Origin of the sequence: Luteolibacter algae (assembly GCF_042683045.1) — a bacterium.
GTDB classification, from domain to species: Bacteria; Verrucomicrobiota; Verrucomicrobiia; order Verrucomicrobiales; family Akkermansiaceae; genus Luteolibacter; species Luteolibacter algae.
Genome location: NZ_JBHUIT010000016.1, coordinates 61694 through 75473, shown reverse-complemented (window position 1 = coordinate 75473; position 13780 = coordinate 61694). Strand labels below are relative to the sequence as shown.

Annotated in this window: 11 protein-coding genes; 1 reads left to right on the top strand and 10 read right to left on the bottom strand. The window is 52.1% G+C overall.

All coding sequences use genetic code 11. The features are described 5' to 3' along the window. Positions 1-130 precede the first annotated feature (130 nt). The 10 genes from ACFSSA_RS09145 to ACFSSA_RS09100 form a co-directional block, all read right to left on the bottom strand. Positions 131-1279: an FtsW/RodA/SpoVE family cell cycle protein gene (locus tag ACFSSA_RS09145; RefSeq protein WP_386820132.1), complete on the bottom strand. Its 1149-nt coding sequence runs from the start codon at positions 1277-1279 to the stop codon at positions 131-133. Positions 1280-1324: 45 nt separating this feature from the next. Continuing rightward, complete coding sequence (locus ACFSSA_RS09140) at positions 1325-2119, bottom strand: LysM peptidoglycan-binding domain-containing protein (RefSeq protein ID WP_386820131.1); 795 nt, start codon at positions 2117-2119, stop codon at positions 1325-1327. 24 nt (positions 2120-2143) lie between these two features. Continuing rightward, the gene (gene murD, locus ACFSSA_RS09135) at positions 2144-3463 is read right to left on the bottom strand and encodes a UDP-N-acetylmuramoyl-L-alanine--D-glutamate ligase (RefSeq protein WP_386820130.1); all 1320 of its coding nucleotides are present in this window, start codon (positions 3461-3463) and stop codon (positions 2144-2146) included. Between the two features lie 7 nt (positions 3464-3470). Further along, positions 3471-4685, bottom strand: a complete 1215-nt coding sequence (gene mraY / locus ACFSSA_RS09130) for a phospho-N-acetylmuramoyl-pentapeptide-transferase (protein ID WP_386820129.1) — start codon at positions 4683-4685, stop codon at positions 3471-3473. Next, positions 4679-6040: a UDP-N-acetylmuramoyl-tripeptide--D-alanyl-D-alanine ligase gene (locus ACFSSA_RS09125; RefSeq protein ID WP_386820128.1), complete on the bottom strand. Its 1362-nt coding sequence runs from the start codon at positions 6038-6040 to the stop codon at positions 4679-4681. The genes mraY and ACFSSA_RS09125 overlap by 7 nt, the downstream gene beginning before the upstream one ends. Before the next feature lie 63 nt (positions 6041-6103). After that, positions 6104-7627 (bottom strand): UDP-N-acetylmuramoyl-L-alanyl-D-glutamate--2,6-diaminopimelate ligase, encoded by a 1524-nt coding sequence (locus ACFSSA_RS09120; RefSeq protein WP_386820127.1) that lies wholly within the window; start codon positions 7625-7627, stop codon positions 6104-6106. A gap of 17 nt (positions 7628-7644) precedes the next feature. Further along, positions 7645-9558 (bottom strand): peptidoglycan D,D-transpeptidase FtsI family protein, encoded by a 1914-nt coding sequence (locus ACFSSA_RS09115; protein ID WP_386820126.1) that lies wholly within the window; start codon positions 9556-9558, stop codon positions 7645-7647. Continuing rightward, complete coding sequence (locus ACFSSA_RS09110; protein WP_386820125.1) at positions 9555-9902, bottom strand: hypothetical protein; 348 nt, start codon at positions 9900-9902, stop codon at positions 9555-9557. Before ACFSSA_RS09110 ends, ACFSSA_RS09115 begins: the two co-directional genes overlap by 4 nt. A gap of 38 nt (positions 9903-9940) precedes the next feature. Beyond that, a complete protein-coding gene (gene rsmH / locus ACFSSA_RS09105) occupies positions 9941-10903 on the bottom strand; it encodes a 16S rRNA (cytosine(1402)-N(4))-methyltransferase RsmH (protein ID WP_386820134.1) in 963 nt (320 codons plus the stop codon). Positions 10904-11555: 652 nt separating this feature from the next. Then, positions 11556-12008, bottom strand: a complete 453-nt coding sequence (locus ACFSSA_RS09100; protein WP_386820124.1) for a division/cell wall cluster transcriptional repressor MraZ — start codon at positions 12006-12008, stop codon at positions 11556-11558. Positions 12009-12412: 404 nt separating this feature from the next. Between ACFSSA_RS09100 and trkA the strand changes: the two genes are divergently transcribed. Next, positions 12413-13762: a Trk system potassium transporter TrkA gene (gene trkA, locus ACFSSA_RS09095; protein WP_386820123.1), complete on the top strand. Its 1350-nt coding sequence runs from the start codon at positions 12413-12415 to the stop codon at positions 13760-13762. Positions 13763-13780: the final 18 nt, after the last annotated feature.

Below are 13780 nucleotides of genomic sequence, written 5' to 3'. Positions count from 1 at the left end.
AAATACTCTCCACACCGCTCCGCTTCACACCCGTCACCCGCTCAATACTATAAACATAGTAGAACTACATTCAGACTCCTTTCCGCCGGGTTCCCTTCCTCCATTTGACGCCAACGAGGCAATTACCTAATCACAGGCGGAGTATACCTCTGGCATCTTTACCCAAAGGAAACGCCTGAATCGTCGCTATTTGAGAACGGCGGTGAATACCAACCAGCAGACCTACAGCAGCTAGACTGAAGACAAGGCTAGTTCCTCCGTAACTCACAAAAGGAAGGGGCAATCCGTCATTGGGAAGCACAGCGGTCGTGACTCCGATGTTCACCATCGCCGGAACTACGATCACACAGGTTAAGCCCAAGGCGATGCTGCGCTCAAAAATCTGTTTCGCTTGAAGCGCAATCCCCACGCCAGCGACAGCTATTCCTACATAACATATGATGACTCCTAACGTGGCAGGCAGCCCTAACTCCTCACCAATAACGGGATAGATGAAATCAATATGGGCAAATGTGAGCGTTCCAAATTTTTCAACACCGTTGCCTAGTCCTACGCCCCAGGGGCCACCATTACCCAAGGCTAGCAGCGCACGCCACTGTTGCATCCCTCTATCGAGCTGATGAACAGGATTCTCCAGATCCAGCCATGCTTCGATACGTCCCCAACGGTTCGGATTATTGTAAAGATACCAAGCCGCCCCAGAAATGCCGACCAAGCCGGCAGGAATAATATATCTTAACCGTGAGCCCACACAATACATGACCGCAGCCGCAGTTACACTTAGCGACAAAGCGGTTCCGACATCGGTTTCCAGTGCAATCAACACCAGGGGCAGACCGGTGATCATCCCTGGAATGACGAAACCACGGAAAAACGTGTGAACTTCCGTCTGCCAACGTGCAAACCAAGCTGCGAGAGCAACAACAACGATCATTTTCGCTGGTTCGGACGGCTGAAATTGACCGATGAAGGGAAGATCGATCCAGCGCTTTGAACCATAGATCTCCACATTTACCGCAGGGACGAAACACAGTGCCAAAGCAATGCAGACCAAAACATAAACAAATACCGTGCTCTTCCGAATTACCTCCGGTGGAGTCTTAGCCATGACAAATGCCGCAAACACGCCAATCACCACCATCACGGATTGCCGGATTACAAAGTGGTATGGCTGTTCCAAATCACGAACCCACACCCCGGTGCTGGCAAGCATTACCAAGCCCAACCCACAGAGTAGGGCAACGGCTATGATTAAGATCGTGGAGCTATGACGTAGCACTGGCGCTGAAATTACCCAAAGAATAGGTAAAGGGGAACAAGAAACTTAAGGCAGCTTAATTACTTGTCCAATTTTCAGCTTCGTCGGGTCAGAGATATTGTTTAACTTCATCAGCTCTTGTTGGCTGACCTTGTATTGGTTGGATATTCTCCAAATATTCTCACCAGATTTAATCGTATGGGTGCGGCCGGAACTGGCAATCACCGCTTCCTCACCGGATTGAGTAAGTGCAGGCCGGACAATTTTAGCTTTGGGCACATCAACCGGAGGCAATATTTCAACCAAGCCACGCTCTGAGTCTGTAGGAGCTGTCTGATTGCGAATCGCGGCAACTTCAGGAGGATCCACTGCAACAATGCGCTTCCCCTGAGGAATCCGCAGGACTGCACCAGCCCGGATATCGGCGCTGCTATTTAGTTCACGTAGCTTGCTTTCATCCACTTGGAATTTCTCTGCGATGATCGCATAGTTATCCCCTTGCCGCACCATGTAGCGCTCATCGCCATTACTTAGTAGCGGAAGATCGTTGTTGCGGGAGGCTGCGGTGGAAGAATCCGGTGTAATTTCGACCTCCGTAGATTTGGAAGAGGCTACATCCGGAGCCGGAGTCCGCTCGGAAAGATACTGTTTGTGAATAAAGATCATCCCGATTGCCAGGATGTGAATTGCAAAAATGATCGTCAATGATCGTGAGATATTGATTCCTGAGTCTTCGATCTCATCGGCGGAGGCAGCGGTGGCAGATGCTCGTTGCTTCTTCGTGGCTGTCTTATTGAAAATACGTGCGTAGACAGTCTTGCGAACCGGTTTGCGTCGGGTGGAGATGCTGTTGAATTTCATAGGGTGTGTCTTACGTAAGGGTGATTAGAACAATTGATGAACAAGATCGCGAAATACGTCTCCGCGATGCTCGTAACCTTTGAACTGATCGAAGGATGAGGTGCCGGGTGAAAGTAATATAGTCGATCCCCGCGGTGCGATGGAACGGGCGGTTTGGATTGCCTCTTCGAGAGTTGCTACCGAGCTGGTTGGAACGACCGAATTGAAAAGCTCCGCGAGCGGTCTTGAGATCTGACCAAATGTGACGGCTCCTATTGATTGTTTTTTCAAAACAGGCAGAAGCGGCGAGTAATCCAGGCCTTTTTCCTTCCCTCCGGCAATCAACACCACCGGGCGATTTTGGGAACGAAGAGCACATTGCAGCGCGTGAAGATTCGTCGCTTTGGAGTCGTTCAGATACTCTACTCCATCAAGAGTGCGGATCAACTCGCAACGGTGCGGCGGAGGTGCATATCCTTGGAGAGCTGCGGGAATGATCGATGGATCGATTCCATAAGCCATGCAGGCAGCCATTGCGGCCATCGCGTTTTCCGCATTGTGCAGACCGCGTAAAGAGGTTTCTGACTCAAGATCAAGCAGGATTCTCCCACCCTGCATGATGGTTATTCCGTCAGAATAGAAATCAGCTTCGCGAGTTTCGGTCGAGAACGTGATGACCTTCGGGACCAGATCTCCCAGTTCTTCACCGAAACGAACCACCACCGTATCGTCTTTGGTCTGGTTTTTAAAGATCTGTAATTTGGCGTTTTTATATGCCTCCACAGAGGGGTAGCGATCCATGTGATCTGGAGCAAAGTTCAGCCAGATCGAAACTTTTGGACGCAAATCATCGATTGTCTCAAGCTGGAATGAAGAAAGCTCCAGGGCGATTGCGGCCGGAATGTCAGGTTCTAACAAAATTTCCGAAAGTGGAGCTCCATAATTACCACAGGGAGTTCCGCCCAATCCCGCATGTTTCAAAATCAGCGAAACCAATTCCGTGGTCGTGGTCTTCCCGTTTGTGCCAGTAATGCCGATAATTCCACCGTCGAAGAAATGCGATGCCAGCTCAGTTTCACCAATCAGCGGAGCCTTCGCGGAAAACGCCTCAACCAATGGCGAATAGGTATCGATTCCCGGGCTGATGACGATGAGGTCCGCTGAAAAGTCTTCCGCGTCATCTTGGCACCAGTTTGGATGCGTTTCCACGCCAGCCGGAATTTTTGCAAAGACCTCCTCGCCTCCTTGATCCCAAATCGACACAACAGCCCCCTCCCTCAACGCAAGAGCTGCCGCGGCGCGTCCGGAGCGACCCGCACCGAAGATAGCCACATGTTTTTCAAAAATGGAAAATGGAGATTTCAAAAGTGTATTAAGCGATTTTGAGAAGTGCTAATCCGAAGAGTGCGAGCATGATCGACAGAATCCAGAAACGAATGATGACTTGGGACTCATGCCAGCCGAGCAACTCGAAATGGTGGTGAATGGGAGCCATTTTAAAAATGCGTTTTTTACGCAGTTTGAAAGAGCCGACCTGAAGCATGACAGAAAGAGCCTCCATCACGAAAACCCCGCCGATGATTACTAGCAGCAATTCCTGTTTTGTGCAAATTGCAGCTGTGCCCAGTGCACCCCCGATCGCGAGCGACCCCGTATCCCCCATGAAAACTTTGGCCGGATGACAGTTGAACCACAGGAATCCGAAAGAAGCTCCGGCGAGTGCCATGAGGAAGACTGCTAGTTCTGCGATGTAACGATTGTGGGGAATAACCAGATATTCCGTAGCCATGAAAAAATGGCCCGCCAGGTAAGCCAACATTGAATAACTCAAGGCCACAGAAATCGTGCATCCGCTGGCTAGTCCGTCCAACCCATCGGTAAGATTCACCGCGTTCGAGCAACCAATAATGATCAATACGAAAAATGGTATGACGAAAATACCCAGATTGAACAAAGGCTCCTTGAACAAAGGGAAACAAATCTCACCGATCCCGATTGAGGCGTCCCTAAGACGAAAGCCGACCAGACCATCCTGAATCTGTTGGGCGCTAGCCCCGAACCCCGAAATCTCCGTTTTGAAATAGATAAAGCACGAAGCAATCAAGGCGATCACAAGCTGCCAAAAAAGCTTGGTGTGGCTGGAAACTCCATCCGAGTTTTTTTTCTTCACCTTCGCGTAATCATCGACAAAGCCAAGAAGTCCACAGGCTGCCATGGTGCATGCGCAAACGGCTACAAACGGATTAAATACCCGCGCACAGATCAAGGTGGAGATCAAAACGCTTGCGAGAATGAGCACTCCGCCCATCGTTGGCGTGCCGATCTTTCCACCATGGAGCTCCGCGAGTTTATGGACTTCCTCCGCAGTGCGTATGGGCTGACCTACTTTCAGGGAGATTAATTTCCGTATGATTCTCGGACCGATCAGAATCGAGATTCCAAACGCAAGCAAACCCGCAGTGGCAGCACGGAACGTAACATACTGAAATAAGTTCAGAAACGAGAAGGTGTGGGCCCAACCCTCGGTATTTGAAGAAAGTTCTGCTTGGTATGCGGCATACCAGAAATCGTAAATAGCGGTTAACATGCGGTAGGAAAAGCGGTTTGGAGGACTTTTTCGATGGCGGCGGTGCGGCTTCCCTTGAAGAGCACGACATCGCCGGAATGAGTATTTTCGAGCAGCCAATCGGCGGCGTTATGAATATCAGGAAAATGCAGTCCCTTCGCCCCGGTAGCGATGCCTTCCGCTCCGGGCCCGACAGCAACCAAGCGCAATCCCCGGGAGGCGGCCAAGCGCCCTATTCTTAGGTGCGCCTCATCCGCATGGATGCCTAGCTCTCCCATTTTGCCCAAGACGACAATTCTCTGACCGCCGGGAGTGACTTCCATCTCGGCCAGCGTTTCTATCGCGGCTTCCATTGATTCGGGATTCGCATTATAGGTATCATCCAGTAGCGTGATTCCATCCCAGTTGATTTGACGCATTCTTCCAGACGTGAGGCTTACCGATTTCAAGCCCGTGGCAATTTCCCGGGGAGATAGACCAAGCTTCCACCCAAGCGCCGCCGCGAGGAGAGCATTGGTAATCATATGCTTCCCTAGGACAGGGATGAAAACCTCCACTGACTCTTCTCCCTCGATCACCAAAGTGAAGGCTGTCCCCCCAGCCTGGGGACGCAGATTCTCCGCACGAACCACACCACGGCCATTTCCGACCGGCACCAGACGCGCATGGGTGCGTGCGCGGAAGTATTCGTTGAACTCACAAGCCGCAGGCGTAAATAACAAACCATTGTCCGGAAGGTATCTGGCGAGGGTGCCCTTCTCTTCCGCGATTGCCTCGCGAGAGCCCAAGAACTCGATGTGGGCAGTCCCCACATTCGTAATGATCCCATATTGTGGTCGGGCGATCTCACACAGTGGAGATAGCTCTCCGCTATGGTTCATCCCAATCTCGTAGATGGCGGCCGTATGCTCCTCGGTCGTGGTAAGCACTGTCAGCGGTAGCCCGATATGATTGTTCAGATTTCCCTTCGTCGCATTTACCTTGAATGCTTGTGAAAGCACAGCGGCTGTAAAATCCTTGGTGGAAGTTTTCCCATTGGATCCAGTGATACAGACCACCGGAATATCCAACTGACTGCGCCACCAATGTGCGAGACGCTGCAGCGCGAAAAGCGTGTCCTCCACCTGCAATACCGCTTTGCCTTCGGCAACTGGGCCGCCAACCCATTTTTTTACGATTGCGATGGAGGCACCTGCTTGCAATGCGTTTTCAGCAAATGCATCCGCATCAAAATTTTCACCACGTAACGCTACAAACAGAGCACCAGTGACAGGCTTGCGCGTATCTGTGAAAACAGATTCAGCCCACACATCGCCAGAGCCCACCACGAGCTTGGCGTCTAGTAATTCACATATTTGTTGGGCTGTTGCTTTCATGGTTTTCTATGGTCTCGGGTTACAGACTTTTGGACGGAAGCGGCTGGAAATTGATTCAGATTTTCAAAATCGGTTTTCGGGGTTGGAGCGCATCTCGGCAATCTCGAGAGCTCGTTTTCTAAGAGCTAGATCGGCTTTTTTGCGATCGTCGAAGTCGATGGTATGATCGGAAAATTCCTGATAGGTCTCATGCCCTTTACCAGCTATGAGAACGATGTCACCGGAGCGTGAATTCGCCATAGCGGCATCAATCGCCTCAGCACGATCCGGGATCGTCAGATAATTGCAACGTGGTGGTAGTCCTTTGACCATATCGGCTATGATTGCATTCGGATCTTCAGAGCGTGGATTATCCGAGGTGAGAATAAGTGCATCGCTGTTTTGAGCAGCGGCAGCAGCCATCAGTGGACGTTTTGCCTTATCCCGGTCTCCACCGCAGCCGAATACCGTGATCAGACGGCGGGGATCGAGCTCTCTGAGAGTGCGGCAGGCATTTTCGAGCGCGTCCGGAGTATGTGCATAATCGACGAAGACAGTAGCGCCGCCGGCATTCCCCACATTTTGCATCCGTCCCGGCACCTGTGGCGAATCGGCCAAAGCGGCAATCGATTGACGGGGTTTGATCCCGCATGCCGCTGCACCAGCGATTGCGGCAAGGAGGTTGTAGGCATTGAAGCGGCCAATCAACGGAGAGCGCACCAGAAACGTTTTTCCTCTGGCAGAAAGCTCAAAGGACATCCCATCGCGCTTCTGCTGGAAATTACCCGCCCGAAAATCGCAATTCACATTAAAACCATACCGGATGACTGGCATCTTGCCGTCCAGGGATTTCGCCAGATCGTTGCCGCGCGCATCGTCCGTATTGATCACCGCAGTAGGCTTTTTCCCCTGCTTGTTCGCAGCCAAGTCATGAAACCACGAGGCCTTTGCCGCCATATACCTCTCGATCGTGACGTGATAATCTAGATGGTCCTGGGTCAGATTGGTGAAAATTGCCGCATCGAACGCGACGCTATGGACTCGTTTTTGATCGATTCCATGGGAGGAAACTTCCATCACTCCGCCACGGCATGCGTTGTCCCGGAAAGTTGCCAGGATTTTATGAAGTTCGATCGAGCCTGGAGTGGTATGTTTCGCAGGAGACCGCTCTTCGCCATCGTCCACCAAGACTGTGCTGAGCAAACCTGCCCGGTGCCATTCCGTTTGCATGATGTGATGGATCAAAAACGCAATTGTCGTTTTCCCATTTGTCCCCGTCACACCTGCCAGTTTCAGATTTCCTGCCGGTTCCTCGTAAAAAGCCGCAGCTATCTTCGCAATCGCCGAGCGACTATCAGGCACATGCAGCCAGGCAACCGTATCGGGAAGATCGGTCGGTGGGCCAATTTCCGCGAGAATCGCAGTGGCGCCCTTGGAGATCACCTCGTCGATGAACCTATGGCCATCAAGGCTCGTGCCACGGATGGCGGCGAAAAGCATCCCCTCTGTCACCGCACGGGAATCCGCAGTGAGCGCTGAGATTTCCACATCCTGGTTTCCGGAGGTGGTTATTTTATCAAGATCTGAAATGAGAGTGCGAAGAAGCATGTTGATGGATGGCTGGATTACCGGTTTGCGATCGGCTCGGAGATCGGTTCTGTCGGTTGTAAATTCATGTGAGCGGCTAAACGTCCCGCTATCTTGGAGAAAATCGGTGCAGCGATTTGTCCGCCGTAGCGCGAGACTTCGGTCGTCATAGGTTCATCAATGACCACATAGCAAACAAAAGCAGGATTATCTGCAGGCATAAATCCCGCGAAGGATACCACATAACCGCCTTTGACATAGCCGCCCCGCTTCGGATCGTGCTTGATCGCAGTTCCCGTCTTTCCACAAACCTTGAATCCCGGAACACAGGCCTGGGTAGCGGTTCCGCCCTTCAAGGTCACCTTATGCAAGGCTGTGCGCATTTTTTTCGCCGTCGCAGGAGAAATGACCCGGTTCCGGACCTCTCTGGGGAAGTCATCGATAACCGTCCCGTCATTTGCCACGAGGGCCTTCACAATCTTCGGTTTGAGCAGTTCTCCATTCCCGGCGATGACCGAGTAAGCGCTAGCCATTTGAATCGGAGTGACTCCGATATAATAGCCATAAGCAGCTCTGGAAAAATCGATTGGCAGTGTGGGCACCGCCGCAGTGCCGGGGTTCTCGCCGCTCAACTGAATTCCGCTGCGTTCCCCGAAGCCGAAGTTATGGACGTATTCGTAGAAGCGCTTTACACCGAGTTGCTTGGCAAGTTTCCAGCAGCCCACGTTATTGGATTTCTGTAAAATTTGTTCAAAACTGAGCATCCCGCCCGAGTGTGCATCGGTCACCGTGAACTTATTTTCCTGCACCACGTGGGGGCAGTTGATCACAGTCGTAGGGGTCACCAGCCTTTCTTCCAGCGCGGCGGAAGTGGCGACGATTTTGATGGTAGAGCCAGGCTCGTATTTCGCCTGAAGCGCGTAATTGAATGAATTATCCTGGAGGTTCTTTTTGAAATTAAGATCAAAGTGCGGGCGGGAAGCCATCGCAAGAACCTCGCCATTTTTTGGATCCATCACCACAACTGCTCCACGGGTGGCCTTATACTTTGCCAAGCCGGCCTCGAGCTCTTCGGAAACAATCGCCTGCATTCCGATATCGATCGTGAGTTTCACGTTCAAACCCGCACGCGGAGGAAGCAAACTGCCTGAATCTCCGGGCACAACCAAGCCGCGTGCATCCCGTCTGTGCTCCCGGCGGCCATCCCGTCCCGCCAGATATTTTTCCAATGCGGACTCGATGCCGAATCGCCCGGCCATCCGGTGCACGACGTTTCCGTTATCCAGTTTTTCTTCGACTTCGCCGGTAAATCCAGTGAGATGGGTCGCAAGAGTCGGATTCGTATACCAGCGCTTGATCGAATTTTCAAACGCGAAACCTTCGAGATGATAGTCATCGACGATCTCACGGAGGCGCTCGGCGATATCGTCCGGAATATCTTTCGCGATCGGAAACCACTTCCCCCGGGTGTTCTCGATTTTATCCCTCAGTTCATCACGACGCATGCCCAAGGGCCGCGCCAGCAACCCGATGGAATGCGCAATGTGCTTCTGGATGATAATTTCCGGTTTCTCGCTTGCCAGGATCTCGCCGCGCAGCATGGAGACTCTGCGCTTTTGCTTATCGGCGGGTAGATTTTTCCATCCCGCTTCCCCGGCAGCGGCTTTGTAGGCGAGGCTGTAGGATGCAAGTTTCGGATCCAGCAGATGATTCTTATCCACGAAGATGGAAGATACCGGAATGCTCTTGGCTATTGGCTCCTCATTGCGGTCCACGATCATTCCGCGGATCGCCGGCAAGTGCTCCACGCGATGGTAGGCTTTCGCGGAAGATGCCGCGTATCGATGACGATCAACCAGCTGGATTTGAACCAACCGCGCGGAAAGAGCACTGAGCAAGATCACAAGGATCAGACACAGGACAACGCAGCGGTTTTGGAAAGATCGGTTCACAGGCTGGTATCAGCGGAGGCTACAGCATTCGGCAGATTGGGAAGCATATCCTCGGAAACTCCGGCAGGAATTGGCCGCATATCAGTGCCAAGATCTTCAAGTGTCTTACGGATTGCAAAAAGATTGAGAATCTGATCACTCCGCATTTGTACAGTCCGGATATCGAGCTGGTGCTGCTCGATACGGCGCTCGATGACATCGATTTCGCGAGCAGTCTCGATCTGGCAGTTCCTGAAATAAACATACGTAATCCCCCCCACAGCACCGATGGCACCGGCGAGTATAAGTGCAAAAATGACGACTGGAGAAATCCGGGTATGGTTATCTTGGCGGCGGCGGTTCATTGCTTTGTGGAATTTGAAATTTTTAAAAGGGATTGGGCTTAGGCCGCTTCCCCACCTAAAAGCTGAGCAACCCGAAGCTTGGCGCTACGGGCTCGTGGGTTGACGGAAATCTCTTCCGGAGTGCCAGCGATGGCTTTTTTCGAAAGCAGTCTGTATTGATAGTCGGGATTGGGCCGGGGTTCCGGCCACGTCGGATCGTCAATGAATGGCTGGGAATGATGCCGGAGGAAACGCTTCACCATCCTATCCTCCAGACTGTGGAAAGTAATGACCAGTAGTCTCCCACCTGGTTTCAGCACCTTGGAGGCGGAGTTCAGAATGGACGAAAGAGATTCGAGTTCCTCATTGATCGCCATTCTGATTGCCTGGAAGCTACGGGTCGCAGGATGGATTTTCCCACTTCTGCCGATGGCTTTTTCGATGCATTCTGCCAGCTCGGTGGTCGTTTCAAAATCTTTGCTCTCACGATATTTCACAATCGCAGCTGCAATACGGCGCGAGCGAGGCTCTTCGCCGAAGGAATAGAGGATACGAGCTATCTCGCTTTCGGGCCATGAATTGACTAATTCCGCAGCTGTCATTGTCGCATTCGGGCCCATCCGCATATCAAGCGGACCCTCACGCATGAAAGAAAAGCCGCGCGGTGCGGAATCCAGCTGCCGTGAGGAAACCCCTAGATCAAGCAGGAGCCCATCCGCCAACTCACCAGCCTCAATTCCCGGGTAAGTCGGAATCTCTGAAAAATTTGCCTGAAACGTGGAAAACCGGGGACCGAAGACCTCAAGGCGCTTTCCCGCGTGCGCGAGGGCTTCCGGATCACGATCAACTCCCAGGACCCGCGCACCTGCCTTCAACATTAGCTCGGAATGCCCACCGCCACCAAGTGTTCCATCAATGATATACTTGCCTTCAGTGGCATCCATCATTTTCAACACTTCCTCCGGTAAAACCGGAAGATGATAGCTTTCTGGAGAAAAAGATTCGGATGCCGAAGCTGACAACCAGCCAGGAGCAGCTTCGACACCCGTAAAGGCAAAACCATGGGCTGTCCCGAGCTCATGATTTTGTGATTGTTTGGAAAGATTTACCGATGGCCGCACTGACAACCAGCCAGGAGCAGTGCGACGCATCGGATTAAATAGCGAATGAAGCTCTGTCCCGAGAGACTTCACACGCCCAGCCAGAAAGGCGGAAAAAGTATTCAACGGGCACCGCGCCGACAACCAGCCAGGAGCGGCGGCGGCACCCGTAAAAGCAAAACCATGTGCTGTCCCGAGCGCATGACCTTGTGAATATTTGGAAAAATTTACCGATGGCCGCACTGACAACCAGCCAGGAGCAGTGCGACGCATCGGATTAAATAGCGAATGAAGCTCTGTCCCGAGAGACTTCATCCGCCCAGCCAGAAAGCTTGGAGAAAAATTCAACGAACGCCGCGCCGACAACCAGCCAGGAGCGGCAGCGGCATCCGTAAAAGCAAAACCATGTGCTGTCCCGAGCGCATGACCTTGTGATTGTTTGGAAAGTGGACCCAACTCCTGCGAGCCAGCGAACACGCCGGTAACCGCCGTGAGGTGGACCGCATTGTTCGCAAGAGTTGGAGGGTTGAACAGCATGCTGTCAGTAGGTGTGGGATATGTGAGTGAGAGAAACTTAGAAAATGGCGAGGTGATCTTCGTCCTCCGGAACTGGTGAGAGACCGAAGATTTCTTCGAACTTATCACGATTCCAGATTTCAAAATGACTGTCTCCGGCCGATAGCATGACTTCCGAGTCAGGTGCGATACCGGCGTATTCCGCGAGGTCTTTGGGAATCAGCAACTTCCCCTGATCGTTAACACTCACTTCACGGAGCATACGCACGAGCTTGGTTTTCATCTGAGACTCTTGCTTCGGAGACTCAGCGTGTTGCTTGATCCTTTCGACCCGATACTCAAAAGCTTCCTGAGTGAGAACTTTGAGAATTTTCACCCCCTCGGAGATTGAAGGCATCAGGTTGACAGGCTCCCCCTGCGCTGGACGCCAGGCCGGCACGACGTTGACCCGATTTTTCGAGTCTGTCTTGTAAGGGAAAGAGCCCTTATATTGCTGGAACTGGGGAATCATTGCGGGGGTAAACTATCGCGTCGACCCCCAGACAATACACTTTCGTACACTTGGCTCACAAGAACAAATTGAACGTTTTAAAATTAAATCGTAAAAACACTGACAATCAGCGAGTTACAATCTTTTATATCGATATTTTCCAGACAATTATTACGGATTTTTCCGTAATTTTCTAAAAAATGCCGCCATATTTTGAGACTTTTCCGAGAAGTTTTATACTCGGTGTACTAAAAACTCGCAAAAGTCTTACGGAGTGTACTTCGTGGCTCATTTTACTCAAGACGATTAAAACAGACGATTCCTGCAAACGATGGGAGAGCTGGTCCGGGTCTTGAAAATGTTGGGATTGCGGAGGCGGCCTGTTATCGATAGAAAACCAGAGGTTTCGGCCACTAATATCCCGCATGAACATCATTATCGTAGGAGCCGGTGAAATCGGTAGGCACTTGGCCTATTGCCTTGCCAAAGAAGCTCATAGAATCTCGTTGATCGAGGCCGACAAGGCATTGGCCGAAGAGCTGGAAGCCAGCTTGGACGCCAAGGTGATTCATGGTGATGGCACGAGTGTCTCAGACTTGGCGGATGCGGATGTGGGAGAGTGCGAGTTGTTTCTGGCGATGTCCTCCTCGAACACCACCAACATGATGGCCGCGTCCATGGCGAAGAGCATGGGCGTGTCAAAGGTCGTCAGCCGCGTGCATCCCAGCCTACAGCGGGAGGAATGGCTTTTTGATTTCCGTGGTCACTTTGGTCTCGATCACATCTTTAGCTCGGAACGCCTTACCGCCATCGAGTTGGCAAAATTCGTCCGTAATCCGGATTCCCTGGTCGTCGAGGAACTGGCTCGCGGCCGGATTGAACTTCAGCAGATTCTCGTGGGACAGAATTCATCTTCCATCCAGAGTAGTTTGCGAGAGCTGAAAGCACCCGAGGGAGTGCGCGTCGCGATGATTTCCCGGGGCGATTGCCCATTTGTTCCCACAGCGGACTCGGTGATCGAAGAAGGCGATCTTGTCACCATTTTTGGAGAGCCAAGGAAGCTACGGGATTTCGCTGAACGCCTGCAGGGGAAGCGCAAGGGCACCCGGAAGCTCCGTGTTATTATCTTTGGCGGTAACGAATACGGCTTTTCTCTCGCGCAGATGCTGGAAAGCATTGATTGCACCGTCCGTGTTTTTGAGCGCGATCCGGAGATCTGTGCGAATCTCGCCGACCGCTTGAGCAACGCAACCATCATCAATGCGGACGCCACGGTATCCGCAGAGCTTGAGGAAGAGCAGATTGGCGAGGCAGACTTCTTCATCAGCACCAGCACGGATGACGAAGATAATGTGATGTCCTGCCTGCAGGCACATACACTCGGAGTCAAAAATTGTCTTACCCTGATCCACCGTGCGGACTATGCGGCGGCCATTTCCGCCAGCGGGCACCATTTTGGCATACGTGCCGCAGTCAGTCCCCGCGAAGCAACCCGCCGTGAAATCCAGCGTTTCATTACGACCGATTCCTTCCATACCCTCAAAAAATTCAACGGTGTCGATCTAGTCGAGCTACGGGTGGGCAAAGGTTCCATTGCTGCGGGTCACATGATCAAAGAGATCAAATGGCCGGCCGGGGTCGTCCTCGTCGGTAAGCTCCGTGGGTTGCACGCGGAAGTCCCGGGTCCGGAAGAAGTATTACTCGGAGGCGATCATCTTTATGCGATGGTTGCCAAAGAGGCGAAAAAGCCCTTCCTCAAGCTTCTTGAAGCCTGATTCATCCCTCCGCTTCAC